13 protein-coding genes are annotated in these 16,872 nt (G+C 55.0%); 5 read left to right on the top strand and 8 right to left on the bottom strand.

Translation table 11 applies throughout. The features are described 5' to 3' along the window. Window positions 1-2: 2 nt before the first annotated feature. Genes QUE75_RS03920 through QUE75_RS03910 form a run of 3 tightly spaced genes read left to right on the top strand, consistent with a single transcriptional unit; the run spans window position 3 to window position 3,357 of the window. Window positions 3-1,010 carry a WavE lipopolysaccharide synthesis family protein gene (locus tag QUE75_RS03920; RefSeq protein ID WP_286253772.1) on the top strand — a complete coding sequence of 336 codons (1,008 nt, stop codon included), beginning with the start codon at window positions 3-5 and terminating at the stop codon, window positions 1,008-1,010. Further along, on the top strand, window positions 1,007-2,254 hold the full coding sequence (locus tag QUE75_RS03915; RefSeq protein WP_106693299.1) for an O-antigen ligase family protein: 1,248 nt from the start codon (window positions 1,007-1,009) through the stop codon (window positions 2,252-2,254). The genes QUE75_RS03920 and QUE75_RS03915 overlap by 4 nt, the downstream gene beginning before the upstream one ends. Continuing rightward, complete coding sequence (locus tag QUE75_RS03910) at window positions 2,251-3,357, top strand: glycosyltransferase family 4 protein (protein WP_286253769.1); 1,107 nt, start codon at window positions 2,251-2,253, stop codon at window positions 3,355-3,357. Before QUE75_RS03915 ends, QUE75_RS03910 begins: the two co-directional genes overlap by 4 nt. Here QUE75_RS03910 and QUE75_RS03905 read toward each other — a convergent pair. The 3 genes from QUE75_RS03905 to glnE all read right to left on the bottom strand — a co-directional run bounded on the left by QUE75_RS03905 (window position 3,347) and on the right by glnE (window position 8,072). Continuing rightward, window positions 3,347-4,078, bottom strand: a complete 732-nt coding sequence (locus QUE75_RS03905; RefSeq protein WP_286253767.1) for a 3-deoxy-D-manno-octulosonic acid kinase — start codon at window positions 4,076-4,078, stop codon at window positions 3,347-3,349. The two genes, QUE75_RS03910 and QUE75_RS03905, sit on opposite strands and share 11 nt — an antisense overlap. 87 nt (window positions 4,079-4,165) lie before the next feature. Continuing rightward, complete coding sequence (locus QUE75_RS03900) at window positions 4,166-5,089, bottom strand: branched-chain amino acid transaminase (RefSeq protein WP_072678366.1); 924 nt, start codon at window positions 5,087-5,089, stop codon at window positions 4,166-4,168. Between the two features lie 76 nt (window positions 5,090-5,165). Further along, the gene (gene glnE, locus QUE75_RS03895; RefSeq protein WP_286253763.1) at window positions 5,166-8,072 is read right to left on the bottom strand and encodes a bifunctional [glutamate--ammonia ligase]-adenylyl-L-tyrosine phosphorylase/[glutamate--ammonia-ligase] adenylyltransferase; all 2,907 of its coding nucleotides are present in this window, start codon (window positions 8,070-8,072) and stop codon (window positions 5,166-5,168) included. Between the two features lie 80 nt (window positions 8,073-8,152). Between glnE and QUE75_RS03890 the strand changes: the two genes are divergently transcribed. Continuing rightward, complete coding sequence (locus QUE75_RS03890; RefSeq protein WP_286253762.1) at window positions 8,153-9,322, top strand: potassium channel protein; 1,170 nt, start codon at window positions 8,153-8,155, stop codon at window positions 9,320-9,322. A gap of 8 nt (window positions 9,323-9,330) precedes the next feature. Then, entirely contained in the window at window positions 9,331-10,686 is a 1,356-nt protein-coding gene (mgtE, locus tag QUE75_RS03885) for a magnesium transporter (protein WP_286253761.1), read from the top strand. On the opposite strand, the gene QUE75_RS03880 is transcribed toward mgtE, so the two are convergent. The 5 genes from QUE75_RS03880 to typA form a co-directional block, all read right to left on the bottom strand. Next, complete coding sequence (locus QUE75_RS03880) at window positions 10,679-11,542, bottom strand: CYTH domain-containing protein (RefSeq protein ID WP_286253760.1); 864 nt, start codon at window positions 11,540-11,542, stop codon at window positions 10,679-10,681. The genes mgtE and QUE75_RS03880 overlap by 8 nt on opposite strands. A 91-nt stretch (window positions 11,543-11,633) precedes the next feature. Continuing rightward, entirely contained in the window at window positions 11,634-12,611 is a 978-nt protein-coding gene (locus QUE75_RS03875; protein WP_286253759.1) for a porin, read from the bottom strand. 491 nt (window positions 12,612-13,102) lie between these two features. Further along, the gene (dtd, locus tag QUE75_RS03870) at window positions 13,103-13,558 is read right to left on the bottom strand and encodes a D-aminoacyl-tRNA deacylase (RefSeq protein WP_106693306.1); all 456 of its coding nucleotides are present in this window, start codon (window positions 13,556-13,558) and stop codon (window positions 13,103-13,105) included. A gap of 106 nt (window positions 13,559-13,664) precedes the next feature. Further along, window positions 13,665-14,627 carry a prolyl aminopeptidase gene (gene pip, locus QUE75_RS03865; protein ID WP_106693307.1) on the bottom strand — a complete coding sequence of 321 codons (963 nt, stop codon included), beginning with the start codon at window positions 14,625-14,627 and terminating at the stop codon, window positions 13,665-13,667. Between the two features lie 86 nt (window positions 14,628-14,713). After that, window positions 14,714-16,525, bottom strand: a complete 1,812-nt coding sequence (gene typA, locus QUE75_RS03860) for a translational GTPase TypA (RefSeq protein WP_072678372.1) — start codon at window positions 16,523-16,525, stop codon at window positions 14,714-14,716. Window positions 16,526-16,872: the final 347 nt, after the last annotated feature.

Raw genomic sequence — 16,872 nt, 5'->3', positions numbered from 1 at the left:
GAATGAGCGACTTTTCTGACATTAGCGTGGTTGTCCAAGGCCCCGTGCAGAGCTTTCAGGACCGCGAACAAGAATCAGGCATTACCCAGAAATGCCTGGAGTCAGTTCGGCAGCACCTTCCTGGTAGCACGCTGATTCTCTCAACATGGCCCGGCCAGGAACTCGCTGGGCTCGATTACGATCGGCTCGTCATATCCGAAGATCCCGGGTCTAATGTCAGGTTTTTTGGAAGGGACGGCGCGCCACATCGCTTCAACAATAACAGGCAGATAGTATCAACACGTGAGGGCTTGAGAGAGGTCACCACGAAATACGCGGTCAAATTACGTAGTGACAACTATCTGACGGGAAACAACTTCGTAGCTCTGCAATGTGAATACCCCAAAAGAACCTCAACGCATTGCTTTCTGAAAGAGAGAGTTGTCGTCTCAAACGTATTCACCAGACAGTACGCTAAAGGATTCCGGGTACCCTTCCATCTCTCTGACTTTTTCTATTTTGGCTTAACCGAAGATCTGAGAACCCTTTGGGATCTCGATCTTTTTGAGGATGCCCAAGACCCTATTCACGATAATGAAGGTGCCCTGTACAAAAGTTATCCGCCCGATTGCACTCAGATGTTCTGGATAAAGGCCCTACAGAAATTTGACACTTCAATACATGTCAACGAGTTACTTGATCGATCAGCCAGCCGGCTGGAGCAGTCTGATCTTTGTTTCGCCAACAACCTGGTAATAGCCTCCCCTGCCGACCTCGGCTTGGGGCTTTGCCAGAAGTTTCTCGGAACCGCCCGAATCTCACGTACCAAAGGGCAATGCGCCCAGTGGCAACACTGGGAGTGGCAAGAGATTTATCGCCGTTACTGCGACCCGGATTTCCCTAAAGCACCGGCTTCAGTGAAGGCAAACCTGTTTCTGAAACGCTTGGTCCATGTGCATCCTGTCAAGCTGGAGACCATCGTCAAGCTCTACAAAAACAGACGCAGCAGTGAGTCAGGCGGCATCAAATGACCCCAGCACAACATGGCCTGGCATCCGCCCTCAAATATTTACTGCTTATCGTCATTGGCACCTTCCCTGCACTCAGCGTCATCGTTGATGGGTACGGCAGTGCCCTTTGGTATCTTTTGGGGCTCGCTGGAATCGTCTCATTTGCGATCAGCGCCAACGTTCGCAGGAGACTTTGCTTTGAACCAAAGGCCCTGCTATTCGTTGCCGCACCTTTTCTCTTCTTTATGTGGTCAATCATTATTTACTGGCTCGTTGATCCCAGCGATTTCGCAAAATCCCGTGTGGAGCGACACGCCCTGCTCTTGATCAGCATTCCTGTCATCGCACTCCTGTTTCACGCGCGGTTCCGGGCAAAGGATCTGTTACTGAGTTTTTCGCTGAGCGGTCTGGTGTTTCTGGCGTATTGGATTGTGCACGACGGCGAGGGCAGGTTAGACGGACTGGTTCATGCCATCCATTTTGGCAATATCGCCCTTATTACCTTGATACTCTGCGTTGGAGGATTACTCACCCAGAGCAAGCGTCACTGGTATGTGATAGCCGCGATGGGAAGTGTTGGCGCACTGATAGCCTTTATGGAGTCCGGATCCCGGGGCGGCCTGGTTGCTTTGTTTCTGGCACTTCTCGCCATTGGATTCTGGTTCAGTGTTACCCGAAACCAAATCCGTTACTTTGTCATTACACTCGCTCTCGTCGCTTCGGTTGCCATCGTCTCGGTCAAATTTGTTGACCCAATATCCGAACGATACGAGTTAACCCTGAATGAGATTGATAAGTTCTCAGAGGGTCAGATGTATACCTCCATGGGAATGCGCCTACTCATGTGGGATGCCGCGCTGAACGTTGTCACCGAGGCCCCTTTTATTGGCTCAGGTTTCTCGGGATACCGAACGGAAATCCTGACCCGGATTTCCGAAGGGCAACTAAAACCACTCATGTCAGATTTCTCTTCCGAGCCACACAATCAATACCTGTATCAGCTTGCCTCTCACGGCCTGATCGGTCTGTTTCTTCTACTTTTGATGCTGACCCTTCCCTTGTTCTACTTGGCCACACCTCGCCCTGGCAGCCATCTGAACCACCATATTCTGCGTGTTACGCTGGCTGTGATTTTTCTATCGTTCATCTTCTTTGGACTTACCATCACTCTGTTTGATCAGAGGAGAATTCTTCAGAACTTTGGATTGTATTATTCTGTCGCAGCCTGGTTCATCTGTAACACTAACAGGAAGAGTCTACATTGAGAGCCGTCATCGCTATCAGGCAAATCCAAAGACACACGGGTGCGGTTCGGAACGTTATCGAGCACTGCAAGTACCTCAAGGCCCTGGGCTATGAAACTACGATCATAGCTGAACGGTATAACCGAGAAATCCTGGATGAGTGTGGAGCGGATTTTGTTCGCATCATGCGATGGCCAATCAAAGGGGCCTATCGCCGAACCTGGTTTGATAAGCGTGTACAACACTGGCTGAGAGCAAACCCCTACGACCTCTTTTTCAGTCATGGTGACAGCCACAGCAATGACATCCTGGTGATGCACAACTGTGTCAGATTGCATGAAGAAACATGCGGCACACCTGAACTTGATGTTGCAGCATTCCATGACTCCGTCATCTCGGCAGGAGATTATCGGGCGCTCATCACCAACTCCAAGCTTATGGCCGATGATTTCCAGCAGCGATATTCAGTGCCCAACGACAAACTACGAGTTTTCTATCAGGGCGTTGACACCAGTCTGTTCAACGTGTCTGACAAAGAAGCACTCCGGTGTAAAGCTCGCCGAGAACTGCAGCTCCCTGAAACATCCAAGGTTGTTGGACTGATCACCTCCGGAGACTTTACCAAACGAAACGTTCGTTTCTTTCTGGAGGTCGCCGGATTTCTTGCAGCAAACACATCCTTTCCGATTGAATTCCTTGTCGTGGGGAAATCCAACAGTACTCGTTTTGCCGACCAGATATCAGTAAACGGCCTGCAGTCCCGGATTCGATTTATCGACCCGGTACCAAACGTCCACGAACTGTTTCATGCCTTGGATTTGCACATATTCCCCGCCTTACTGGAAGAATATGGCCGTGTAGTTCTGGAGGGGCTGGCCTGTGGAGTGCCTACAATCGCAAGTGACAACGTCGGCGTCGCTGAGTTGATGCAGGATCACTCAGTGCCAGAGGTAATCAGTGGCTACAACCTGCAGGAGTGGGGTAAAGCCGCGCAGAACATGCTGACAGACCCTGACGCAGGAAAGCGAGCTAGTCAGGCGGCGGCAAGTCTTGCCCAACAGTATTCAATGGTAAACCAAAAACAGGCTATGGCGGATCTATTGAGCTCTCTCATCAAACGTTAGTGGATGCGTTGTACCCCTCAAGGAAAAAATGCCATTCACGCTCCAGCTCTTCGCCATAAGCCTTATTCAGGGAACGCTTCAACCGATCTAACGTATTACCTTTCCAGGAAGTCCGATAAGGGGTTCGGGAGCGCAGCTCACCTTTATCAAAGTCTATCAGGTGGGTTGAAGTCTCTCCGACCAGGATGTTGAAACAGTTCAAATCCGCGTGATACACACCCGCATCATGGAATTGACGAATCACTTGCCCGATTTCGCGCCAACGGGTTGCGTCCAGGGACAGAGCAACATCCCCTAATGGGCGAACACCTTGCAAGCGTTCGATGATAATGGCCGAGGAGTAAAGTACCCCCTTGCGCTGGTACACAACAGCCACGGGCTTAGGAACAGGAAGCCCCAAAACACGGAGCTGGACTAACAGTCGGAATTCAACGAACGCGCGCACGCGCACCTCGCCTGCGTATAGGTACCGATCACGTATCAGCTTTCCGACCAATCCTCCCCGACGGTAATGGCGAAGCACCCAATGTTCCGGGCTGCGCTCAATAAACCAGGCGCTCCCACGCCCCCCCGAAGAAACCGGTACCGCGCGCTCACCCCAATAATCAGGGTCAAACCAATCAGGGTCGAACTGCTCTGCCCACTCAGGCACCACCAGTGCGTTGATGCCATCGCGACTTATGTGTACTTCCGTATCTGAGCCCACCACCGAACCTCTCACAAGGCCATTCACCAACAACTCTAATAAAAAAGCCGCCCCACGGGAAACTTGGGGCGGCTTCTACACTGATCGAACACGATTTCCGGGTTAGCGAACTGCCGTCAGCCACTCCTGATGCGCAGCAAGCTTCCCCTTAACCGCATCAAAATACATGCTCTGCAGCTTCTCGGTAATCGGCCCACGCTTGCCTTCACCAATCTGACGACCATCCAGCTCGCGGATTGGCAGTACTTCGGCAGCTGTGCCGGTGAAGAAGGCTTCTTCGGCGACGTAGACTTCGTCACGGGTGATGCGACGCTCTTTCACCTGCAGGCCCAGGTCTTTGGCGAAGTCGATAATGGTGGCGCGAGTGATGCCTTCCAGACAGGAGGTAAGCTCCGGAGTGTGCAGCACCCCGTCACGCACAATGAAGATGTTCTCACCAGAACCTTCAGCCACGTAGCCTTCGTTATCCAGCAACAGGGCTTCTTCGGCACCGCCGGAGATGGCTTCGTTCAGGGCCAGCATGGAGTTGATGTAGTTGCCGTTGGCCTTTGCCTTACACATGGTGATGTTCACGTGGTGGCGGGTGTAGGACGAGGTGCGAACCTTGATGCCCAGCTCTTTGGCTTCCGGAGACATGTAGGACGGCCAGCTCCAGGCGGCCACCATCACGTGCACTTTCAGGTTGTCGGCACGCAGGCCCATGCCTTCTGAGCCCAGGAACGCCATGGGGCGCAGGTAGGCTTCGTCCAGGTTGTTCTCACGAACCGCAGCACGCTGGGCTTCGTTAATCTCATCCTTGCTGAACGGCATTTTCATGTTCAGGATGTGAGCGGAGCGGAACAGGCGGTCGGTATGCTCTTTCAGGCGGAAAATCGCCGGGCCGTTCGCGGTGTTGTACGCACGCACGCCTTCAAAACAGCCGAGGCCGTAATGCAGGGTGTGGGTGAGGACGTGGGTCTTGGCATCACGCCAGGGAACCATTTCTCCGTCCAGCCAGATAACGCCATCGCGGTCAGCCATCGACATTCTGTTCTGCTCCTAAAAAAGCGGTTTTCGGGGAACCGGCATTCTAGCAGGATTCTCTGCCGGAATTGAATGTTGCTTAATCGGCGAGCATCACTTTTTGCCACATGGATTGTATGTAAGCCCGCTCATCGTGAAAGGCCTCTCCCTCCACCTGGCTGTTCAGGTTCTGCAGGGCCCTCCGGTGTATGGTGGATCTCAGGGTTATGAACACCTCTCTGAGCTTTTCGGTATCTTCCACCGCCATCACGCCGGCACGGCCCAGCTCTTCCATCTGCCGGATGTTGTCACTCCACTGGGTCAGCTCAGGGTGCTCCGCACTCCAGGCCAGCATCAGGTATTGCACCAGGAACTCGATATCAACAATGCCGCCGTTGTCGTGCTTGATGTGGAACACCTCTGCCCGCCGGGCCTCGGGCGTACCAAGATTGGCGCGCATTTTTTCCCGCATATCCACCACTTCCTTGCGCAGCGCCAGCTTGTCTCGTGGCTGACAAAGAATATTATGGCGAATGGCTTCAAAGGCTTTCAGGGTATCCGGGCAGCCGGCCACCCCACGGGCCCGGGCCAGAGCCTGGTGCTCCCAGGTCCAGGCATCATTCCGCTGGTATTTTTCAAAGGCCTGCAAGGTGCTGACCAGCAACCCGGAATTGCCCGAAGGGCGCAGACGCATATCCACTTCGTACAACTGGCCGGACGGGGTCTGAGTGCTGAGGATGTGGACGATGCGCTGGCCGAGGCGGGTATAGAACACGGCATTGTCGATGGGCTTGTCGCCGTCGGTGGCCAGTTCCGGGTCTGCCTGGTGCACAAACACCAGATCCAGATCTGAGGTGTAACCCAATTCGATGCCACCGAGCTTGCCATAACCAATGATGGCGAAGTCGGTATCACAGGCGGAGCCATCAGCCCGGCGCGGATAGCCGTGCCGGCTCACCAGGTTTGCGAACGCCACATCCACCACGTGGTCCAGCACCACCTCGGCGATCCAGGTGAGGTAATCACTCACCTTCATCAACGGCAGGGTGCCTTTGATCTCAGAGGCAGCTACCCGCAGCACATGGGCCTTTTTGAAATACCGCAGCGATTCCATCTGCTCTTCCAGGTCTTCATAGGGAATCCGCAGCATTTGCTGGCGCAGGTCGTCCTGTAACTCTTCCTTGGCGGGGGGCGTGTACAGGCTTTCGGCGTTCAGCAATTCGTCCAGCAACAACGGGGTTTCCGCCAGCAAGCTGGCGATCCAGGGGCTGTCGCTGCACAGGCGTACCAGCTGGGTCAGGGCGCCGGGGTTCTCCAACAACAGCACCATGTACGCGGTGCGGCGCAGAATGGCCTCAACAAGCTGAAGCACTCGCTCAAGCGTTTCTGAGGGATTCTCTACGCCAGTCAGGGCACTTAGCAGCAGCGGCATGAATTCATTCAGGCGCCGGCGGCCCTGGGTTTGCAGCGTTTGCACGGTGCGGCTGTCCCGTAAGTCCGTCAGTTTCTGGACGCTGTCTTCAGGGCGCTCGAACCCCTGCTCAGAGAGCCACTCCACGGCAGCAGGCGTTTCCATTTCCGCCAGCCAAAGCTCGAACCAGCCATCCTCAATGCCGGCTTCGCCCTCCTGCTCCTCTTCCTCCGAGGCAATGATATTGGAAAAATGTGTGGCCACACGCTCACGATGCTCTGTCAGGGCCTTCTGGCAGGCGGACCAATCCTCGTAACCCATGATCAGTGATATCCGAGCCAGAGAAAGTGCATCGTCGGGCAGCTCCTGAGTCTGCTTGTCTTCCATGCCTTGAAGGGCATGTTCCAGGTTTCTCAGGAACACATAGGCATCCCGAAGCTCCCGAACCACGGTGGAGGGCAGTAGCTCCAGCTCCTCTAGCTCTTTAAGGATCACCAGCAGTTCCCGCTGCTGCAGCTCCCGGTCCCGGCCGCCCCGAATCAGCTGAAACGCCTGCACCACAAACTCGATTTCACGGATGCCGCCGCTGCCCAGCTTGATGTTGTTTTCCAGCCCCTTGCGGCGCACTTCTCGGCTGATCATCGCCTTCATATTGCGCAGCGACTCAAAGGCACTGAAATCAATATACTTCCGGTAAACGAAGGGCCGAAGGCTACTCATCAGCACCTCCCCTGCCCGCTGGTCGCCCGCCACTACCCGGGCTTTCACCATCGCGTAGCGTTCCCAGTCACGGCCCTGGTCCTGATAGTAGGTTTCCAGCGCTGCGAAACTCAGGGCCAGGGCGCCGCTCTGGCCGTAGGGGCGCAGGCGCATATCCACACGGAACACAAAGCCGTCGGCGGTGATCTGGTCCAGCGCCTGGATCAGTTTTTGCCCCAGACGAATAAAGAACTGCTGGTTATCCAGGGCTCGCCGACCACCGCGCGTTTCGCCCTTGCCCGGGAAGGCGAAGATAAGATCAATATCAGAAGAGACGTTCAGTTCACGGCCGCCGAGTTTGCCCATGCCCAGCACCACCATTTTCTGGGGAGCTTCCTCGCCGGTTACCGGGTCTTTGCCCCAGGGCGTTCCGGACTCTTCACAAGCCTGTTCGTACAGCCAATCCAGCGCGCCATCAATACAGGTATCGGCGAACGCACTGGTGGCGGCGATGGTTTCCTGAAGGTCGGCCCATTTAAGGAGGTCCCGCCAGATAATCCGGAACTGGATCTCCCGCCGGAATTGCCTGAGTGCGGCGTGCAACGCCGGTTCAGAATCCACCGAGCCCAGGAAAGACGCCCAGCGCTCCGCCAGCCAGGATTCGGTGGTGGGTTCTTGCAGTGGCCGTGCCTGTACCGCCGAGCGAATCTGCTCAGAATGTCGCTCTATGGTTTGCCGCAAGAACAGGCTTCGGGCAAAGGCTTCGGCAATATCGGCTTCCGTCAGGTCTGCGTCATCGGTCAACCAGCCTGGAATCCCGTCCGGGAATATCGAAGCCCAACAACCTGACACATCGTTGGCCAGTTCCGCTGGCAATGAACCCCAAGGCTCAGACATAACGCAAACCCCTGTCTCTCTGATATATTTCCGGTACTGTATAACGAACTCGCCAAGGACTGAACAGGCACGCCAACTCTATGATGCGCAATCGCCGCCCACTGAATCCCGAACATACGCAGTCTCACCTGCCCATGGGCGGCCTGATCCGCAATCGTATGCGGCGGCTCTTTGTCATACTGGGCTGCTTGCTCATCACCCAGATACTGATTATCTGGGCGGCAGAGCCTCTGACGCTGTTCGAGGCAGCGTGGATGACCATGACCACGCTGGTTACCGTGGGCTACGGCGATTTCGCACCAGAAACCACCGTTGGCCGCCTGAGCACCATCCTGCTGATGTTTATCAGTGCCATCACGCTGCTGACGTTGATCGTCAGCGACTATATTGAATACCGGTTCTACCGCCGTGAACGAATCCTGACCGGACGCTGGATTTACAACATGAAAGATCACATCGTAATCATTAACACCCCTCGCAGTGGCGGCGAGCAGTACTTCATGCGCTTCGCCTCCCAGATCCGATCCGTGCCCGAGTACCACACGGTACCCATCATGCTGCTGACCCGTCAGTTCCCGGGTGGTTTACCTGCAGAACTGTCCGATTGCGGAATGGTCCATTTTCACGGCGCGGGTAACGATCCAGAAGCCCTGAAAGCGGTGCATGCCGGCAGCGCCAAACACATCATTGTGCTCGCCGCAGACGAATCTGATCCTTTCTCAGACAGCCTGACCTTCGATATTGCCCACAGACTGGTAGAATCCAACCTGGGGGGTCGAACCACCGTGGAATGCGTGAGTGATCACAATCGCGACCGTTTCAAAACACTTGGGGTGCGCACCACGATCCGTCCAGTTCGCACCTACCCGGAGATCATGGTTCGCGCCGTGGTGGCGCCGGGTTCCGAGAAGGTGTTGGAAGACATGTTCAATTACGAACGCGACCATCCTCACCGCTATGATCTGGAGTTGGACGACCTGGTCTGGGCAGACATCGTCAGCGCCCTTGTGCGCCACGGCATTGGCACTGCCCTAGCGTATATCGATCACGACAATGAAGTGATTTGCCACCCTCCCACCAATGAAGAGGTCGAGGGCAAGGGACTGATTGTGCTGGTCCGATCAACAGACACTCCATCTGTATCTGTGGTTGAGGAGGCCCTGGACCGGTACCGGGAATTCCTCAAGCAGTGGCAAGACCTGCACAATGATGACAAGCAGACAGCCGACACAATTAACCCAAAAGAGTAAGGTAACCAATGTCATACCTGGACTCCGAATTCTACCAGCCCATTTTTGAGGCCATCGCCACCGACGACCAGGCACAGATTCAGGCAGCAGCCGCCACCTTCAATGCCGCTGACCTTGCGGAGTTTGTTGAAGAAAACCCGGATAACGAGGAAGGCATCCGCCTTCTTCGGGCCCTGACAACAGAGCAAAGCGCCAAGGTATTCGGTTATATCGGCCCCAACACCCAAACGTTGATCGCCGAGCTGTTGCCCACCCAAGACCTGGCTGAGCTGGTAACCGCCATGCCCTCGGACGAACGGGCCGACTTCTTCAACCTGCTGGATGAGAACCGCCAGCACACCCTGTTCCAGTCCCTCGCCAGCAAAGAACGGGAAGACCTTCGGCGCCTGGCAAGCTTTGAGGAAGGCACCGCCGGCGCCCTGATGAGCTCGGAATACGCGGTGATCAGCACCGGCATGTCCGCCAGCGCGGCGATTAACCTGCTCCGAAACACCGCGCCGGATAAGGAAACCATCTACCAGGCGTACGTGATCGATGACCAGCACAAACTGGTGGGTGCAGTTTCCCTTCGGAACCTGATTACCGCAATGCCTGGCACGCCGGTGGATAACCTGATTGCTACTGGCCTGGTGACCGCCAGCACCGACACTCCCCAGGAAGAAGTGGCCCGACTGATATCACGCTACGACTTGCTGGCATTGCCAATTCTGGATCAGGACGAACGGCTGGTGGGCATCGTCACCTACGATGACGCCATGGACGTAGCGGAAGAAGAAGCCACCGAAGACATCCACAAAGGCGCCACGGTGGGCAAACTGGAAACCGGCCTGAGGGATGCAACACCGTTCTCGCTCTACCGCTCGCGGGTGCAATGGCTGGTGATTCTGGTGTTTGCCAATATCTTCACCGGCGCCGGTATCGCCTATTTTGAAGACATTATATCCGAGCACCTCGCCTTACTGTTTTTCATGCCACTGCTGGTCGCCAGCGCCGGTAACGCCGGCGCTCAGTCTGCCACGCTGATGGTTCGGGGTATTGCCACTGGAGATGTAACAGTCGCAGACTGGGGCAAACTGCTGGGCAAGGAAACCCTCGTTGCCAGCGCCTTGGGGGTTACCATGGCCGCCGCCGTAATGCTGGTGGGCATTATGCGCGCCGGGCCTGAAATCGCCGTGGTTGTCGCAATAACTATGATCGCCGTGGTGATGGTGGGCAGCCTCATTGGTATGCTGCTGCCTTTCCTGCTGGACAAGCTGAAGTTCGACCCTGCAACGGCCAGTACCCCGCTGATTACCACCATTGCCGATGTTAGTGGTGTGCTGATTTACTTCAGCGTGGCCACGGCCCTGCTCGGACTCAGTTAGTGGCAGACGCTGCCAATGCCAACTGAAGCGCTCCAAGACGGGGCGCTTTATCTATCAGCTCTGGCAAAGCGTATTGGCCTATTATTGGCTGAATTTCATCCCACAGCGCTTGTACTCCCGCTTGTATAGCCGCGTTTTTTACCCTCAGCAGAGCAGGCTCTGGGCAGTTTAGCGGTTTTTGCAGATGCCAACTGAGACTGAGTTGTTGGAGAAACTCCGTGACAGACAACTCGCCAGGAGCCTGGCCCAGTTCCGGTCGATAGATTTCGGCCAGGTAGTATCCCTGCTCGGCTTTGCTCACCAGATTCAGAAACACTGGCACTTCATCTGCCAACATCCGGGCCCAGGACATCAGTGCTGCTGGGTTTCCGGATTTCAGCTCGAACTCCACTTCGTGGAGCGCTCGGGATTGCCCGCCGCCCACAATCTCGCCGGAGTCTACCGCCACTTCAACAACCGCATCCGCGGTTTCCAGCATGACCACCTGACGGTTGAAGTTGGTTTCGAAAGCCACTTGGAGTTTCTGTAGATCCAGCAGTTGTTTCAAGGGCGTACTTTCGAGCAGCGACAGATCCAGCTCAGGCCCCGGCAGCGGCCACTCCCACTCCTGCCGGCGATGGGCGCCATCAACAAATTCGCCCTGGGTTTTCAGAGTCTGAATGTAGCGATTTCCGGATTGCCTTACACGAAGTGCCGCCCTGGCCCTGTTGAGCGCTGCGTCCGGCGTATCGTAGTAGCGATTCACCAGGAGTTTTTGACCACCAGGCTTGGCCTCAGGCTGCGCAAGCAACCACTCCAGGGCTTGCGCCTGCGCCCGTTCCGATAGGGTCAGTTTGATTTCAAGTTCGACGGCCATGACAGACTCCAAAAAACGGGTCCCTAAAAATACAAAAACCGGTGACCTGAGTCACCGGTTTTTGAGACTACTTGATTAGCTGGTTAGCTGATCAGAAGTAGTAGGTAGCACCAACGGCAGCGACGGAACGCTCGCTCTTGTCAGCAACACCGTATACGCCGTTATCGCCGCCACCGAGGTAGCCTTCGAAGTAAACGTACATGTTGTCAGACAGGTTGTGCAGCGCCTGCAGGGTAACGGTGTCGATGTCGACGTCGCCCATGGAGGAGTTGGAGTCGTACTGGCTCAGCTCATAAGACAGCGCGAACTGGTTTTTGCCCAGAGTGTAGACACCCATAACACCGAAGGTATCTGCAACGTCTTTGCGGGTGTGGAATTCACCGGTCAGACGCAGGTTGTCCAGGTTGTAGCTGGCACGCAGACCGTAGGTGTTTTCGTTATTCTCGCCGCCACGACCACCGTCGTTGGAGTCAACAGCAACAGCCAGTTCCAGGGCATCTACCTGGTACATGGCAGCCAGCTGCCACGGGTAGGATTTCTTGGAAACAGCAGGATCGGCATCACCGTTCACCTGAACAGCCGCGCCAATAGTCAGGCCGCCGAAGTTCGGAGACAGGTACTGAACCATGTCGCCTTCACCGGTGTCGTACTCAACGCCCTGGCTCAGAACAGCAACTTCGTAAAATTCTGAAATTTCGGTAGTGGCGATTTCGTAGATAGTGTCGTCTTTACCTACCCACAGCTGACCAAAGTTCTCACCACGTACACCGATGTAAGCTTCGTCAATCTCGTAGATACCAGATCCACGGGAGTTGTTGTCATCAGCGTTGAAGTGGAATTCAGCCTTGAAGAAGCCCTCAATACCAGGAGCGATCTGGTGGTTGTGCAGAACGCCAATGGTAGAACCATTGTCGAAATGCTCAACTTCGGAACCGCCACCGTCGACGTTATCATGGGTAACGGCCAGCTGGATGTTACCGTAGATAGTCGGCAGGTTGCTTTCCTGGGCCAGAGCAGCGCCAGAGAAGGTTGCAGCTGCGATAGCAGAAGCAAGGATAGTTTTTTTCATGTTGCGTCTTCCTTTTTGAGTTAACTCAGGTTTTCGACGGGTTCTAAATCCCGATTTTTGCTGGCAAAAACAGCCTGGGCTGCGCTTGCCGGACTCCTGATCGCCTCCCATTTATATCCTGCGGGACACGACATTTTTTCTTTTTATATGACTCAAGCCATCAAGCTGAGCCTTACATCTCAACCACTTAACAGCTTTTCTTAAAGCTCTTAGTGATGACCCTGTTTTAATACAATGAATGTATTTTTGCAAATTTTTAACAACCGGTTTTTAGCCTTTTTGGTGCCTGCAAGGCAACCCTTTATGCCCAAAAGTTTGCCAGCTTTCCGATATGCAGATCACTCAAATTCGAGGCCAGAACAGGTTTTTCCAATCTAAAACATACAGTTAAACCATGCCAAGCCGTTTCACAACATCTTCGTCAAATCATATGCCCGACATTGCGGCACCAGAAACGCGCACACAGAGGGTACGCGCAACATTTCGGGGCATTAACGTTTCTGCGCAACCTCCAGCAAAAAGGTGACTGGCCCGTCATTGATAAGCGCGACTTTCATATCCGCTCCAAACTCCCCTTCTTCCACGCGCTCGCACCCCATTTGGTTACGGGCACTGATCAGGAACTCGCGATACAACGAAACAGCCAGCTCCGGTGCAGCAGCCAGTGAAAAGCCCGCCCGGGTGCCTGAACTGGTGTCGGCCGCAAGCGTAAACTGGGGAACAACAAGGATGGAGCCGCCCGCATCCTGAACGTTAATGTTCATACGGCCTTGCTCGTCCGGAAAAACCCGGTAGGAAAGAATTTTTCGGCACAGCTCCTTTGCCTCACTCGGTGAGTCGTCCCTTTCAACGCCCAGCAGTAACAAAAGCCCCTTGCCAATGCTGGCAATTTTCCGGCCGTCAACCGTTACGCTGGCTTCCGATACTCGCTGGATAAGTCCTTTCATTCAATCCCTTGAGCAACAACTTCGAGGGTTACAAATCAGAAACGTCGAGAGTGTATCGGCGCGCAACACCGGCCGCAACCCCTCAGATCAAGAAAAGATAATCCAGTCACCCGGCGGGCGAGTCAGATTGTGACACCACATCCTCAACGGCCCGAATCAGTGCATCGACAATGGCAGGTTCAGACGCGGAATGCCCCGCATCGCGGATAATACGTAGGCCTGCTTCTGGCCAGGCCAGACTGAGCGCCAGGGCGTTATCCAGCGGACACACCATATCGTAGCGGCCATGGACGATCACACCGGGTATTCCGGAAAGCCGCGCAGCATTTCGCACGATCTGGTCTGGCACTAAAAACGCCTGGTTCACAAAGTAATGGCATTCAATCCTTGCCAAAGCAATCGCAACATGTGGGTGAGCGAAGCGTTCAACAACCCGAGGGTTGGGATGCAAGGTAGCGCAACGCCCTTCCCAGACTGACCAGGCCTTAGCTGCCTGAATCTGCTCAAGCTCGTTGGGGCTGGTCAGCCTGCGGTAATAGGCCGACACCAGATCATCACGCTCCACGTCGGGGATGGGTGACACGAAATCCTGCCAGTAGTCCGGGAACACGCGGCTGGCGCCTTCCTGATAGAACCATTGGATATCTTTGGGCCGGCACAGAAAAATGCCACGGAGTACCAACCCAGAGACCCGCTCCGGGTAAGCCTGAGCATACACCAGGCTGAGGGTGGAGCCCCAGCTGCCGCCAAACAGCAGCCAGCGATCAATACCCAGAAACTGGCGAACGGTTTCCATGTCCTCCACCAGCTTGTCTGTGCTATTGCCTTCCAGTTCCGCAAGCGGGGTGGATCGCCCTGCCCCGCGCTGGTCCATCAGAATGATCCGGAAGCGTTCAGCATCAAAATATCGCCGGTGATTATCCTCACAGCCACCACCTGGCCCCCCATGCACCACTAACACAGGAATACCCTCCGGGTTGCCGGACTCTTCCAGGTAAAGCTCATGGGGCTCTTCCACCGCGAGGTGGTGACGAGCGTAGGGCTGGATTTCAGGATACAGGCTCAGCATGACGAACTCCGTTTAGGGATAACGGTAGTCTAGCTGAGATTTAAGGGGAGAAAGCAATGGCCGTCCCTGGCCATTCAATTCTAATCTTACTTCTTACCGGCGCGCTTACGCTCGTTCTCGGTCAGCAGTTTCTTGCGCAGACGGATCGACTTGGGCGTTACCTCTACCAGTTCGTCGTCATCAATGAACTCCAGCGCCTGCTCCAGGGTGAACTTGATGGGCGGTACCAGGCCGATCACTTCGTCTTTACCAGAGGCACGCATGTTGTCCAGCTTCTTGCCCTTGGTGGGGTTAACCACCAGGTCGTTGTCGCGGCTGTGGATACCACACAGCTGGCCTTCATAGATCTCCTGGCCCGGGTCGAGGAACAGCTTGCCACGGCTCTGCAGGGTTTCCAGCGAGTAGGTCAGCGCTGTGCCCGTGGCCATGGAGACAATCACACCATTCTGGCGGCTGGTTACGTCACCCAGTTTGATCGGGCCGTAGTGGCTGAAGGTAGACGTCAGAATGCCGGTGCCCGATGTCATGGTCAGGAAGGTATTCCGGAAACCAATCAGGCCACGGGCGGGAATGGTGTATTCCAGGCGGATACGACCCTTGCCATCCGGGATCATGTTGGTCATGTCGCCCTTGCGCAGTCCCATCTGTTCCATAATGGAACCCTGGTGCTGCTCTTCAATGTCAATGATCACGTTCTCGTAAGGCTCTTGCTTGACGCCATCGATCTCCTTGATCACAACCTCCGGGCGGCCCACGGCCAACTCGAAGTTCTCACGGCGCATGTTCTCGATCAATACGGACAGGTGCAGCTCACCCCGGCCGGAGACCTTGAACTTGTCGGCAGAGTCCCCTTCTTCTACCCGTAGCGCCACGTTGTGCAGCAGTTCTTTTTCCAGACGTTCCTTGATGTTACGGCTGGTCACGTACTTGCCTTCTTTGCCAGCAAACGGTGAATCGTTGACCTGGAAGGTCATGGATACCGTGGGTTCGTCAACCGTCAGCGCCGGCAGTGCCTCAACATTGGCGGGATCGCATAAGGTATCAGAGATGTACAGCTGATCCAGACCACTCACGCACACAATGTCGCCAGCCTGCGCTTCTTCAACTTCCACACGCTGCAGACCGGAGTGGCCCATGATTTTCAGGATACGACCATTACGCTTCTTGCCATCGGCACCGACAGCCACCACCGGAGTGTTGGTTCTGACCTTGCCACGCATAATGCGGCCGATACCGATCACGCCCAGGAAGCTGTTGTAGTCCAACTGGGAAATCTGCATCTGGAACGGGCCGTCCAGATCTACGGAAGGCGCGGGCACATGGTCGACAATCGCCTGGAATACGGCATCCATGTTGTCGTCCAGGTTTTCATGCTCCATGCCGGCAATGCCGTTCAGGGCACTGGCGTAAACAATCGGGAAGTCCAACTGCTCGTCGGTGGCACCAAGGTTATCGAACAGGTCAAATACCTGATCCACCACCCAGTCCGGGCGCGCGCCGGGGCGGTCAATCTTGTTAACCACCACGATCGGGCGCAGGCCAGCGGCAAACGCCTTCTGGGTTACAAAACGGGTCTGCGGCATCGGGCCATCAATGGAATCCACCACCAACAGCACACTGTCTACCATGCTCATGACTCGCTCAACTTCGCCACCAAAATCCGCGTGCCCCGGGGTGTCCACGATGTTGATGTCGTAGTCTTTCCATTTCAGCGCGGTATTCTTCGCCAGAATGGTGATGCCACGCTCTTTTTCCTGGTCGTTGGAGTCCATAACGCGCTCGTTTTCGAGCTCTTTACGGTCCAAAGTTCCAGACTGGCGCAACAATTGGTCAACCAGGGTGGTTTTACCGTGGTCAACGTGGGCAATAATGGCAACGTTTCTAAGCTTATCAATCACAACGGGTATCCTGCAGAATTTAGCGGCGAGCAGTATATAGAAAAGTCCATGTCGATAATATGAAGAATAGTGCCTAATATGTAACCAATCGACTAATGCACCGTTATCAGGCAGGATAAGAATCAATGCACCAATAAAGTGCACACATTCAGTGCAACCAATGCCTGTAAGCTGCACTCCGGTGCGCCAGAATCGCCCCAAAGCCTTGCCGCTGCGCTGTTCTGGCGCAAAACCGAAAAACTGGCAAGCCCCTTGCTTATCCTTGTGCAGCCGTAATTGAAAGGTAAGAGCCAATAGCTTCTGTTAAGCTGCCCTGACCTGAAAAAGATCGGGCTTCAGCCCGCTGA

Origin of the sequence: Marinobacter shengliensis (assembly GCF_030297115.1) — a bacterium.
Taxonomy (GTDB): Bacteria; Pseudomonadota; Gammaproteobacteria; order Pseudomonadales; family Oleiphilaceae; genus Marinobacter; species Marinobacter shengliensis.
Note: the sequence above shows the minus strand (reverse complement) of the source record. Positions and strands in the feature narration are given on the sequence as shown.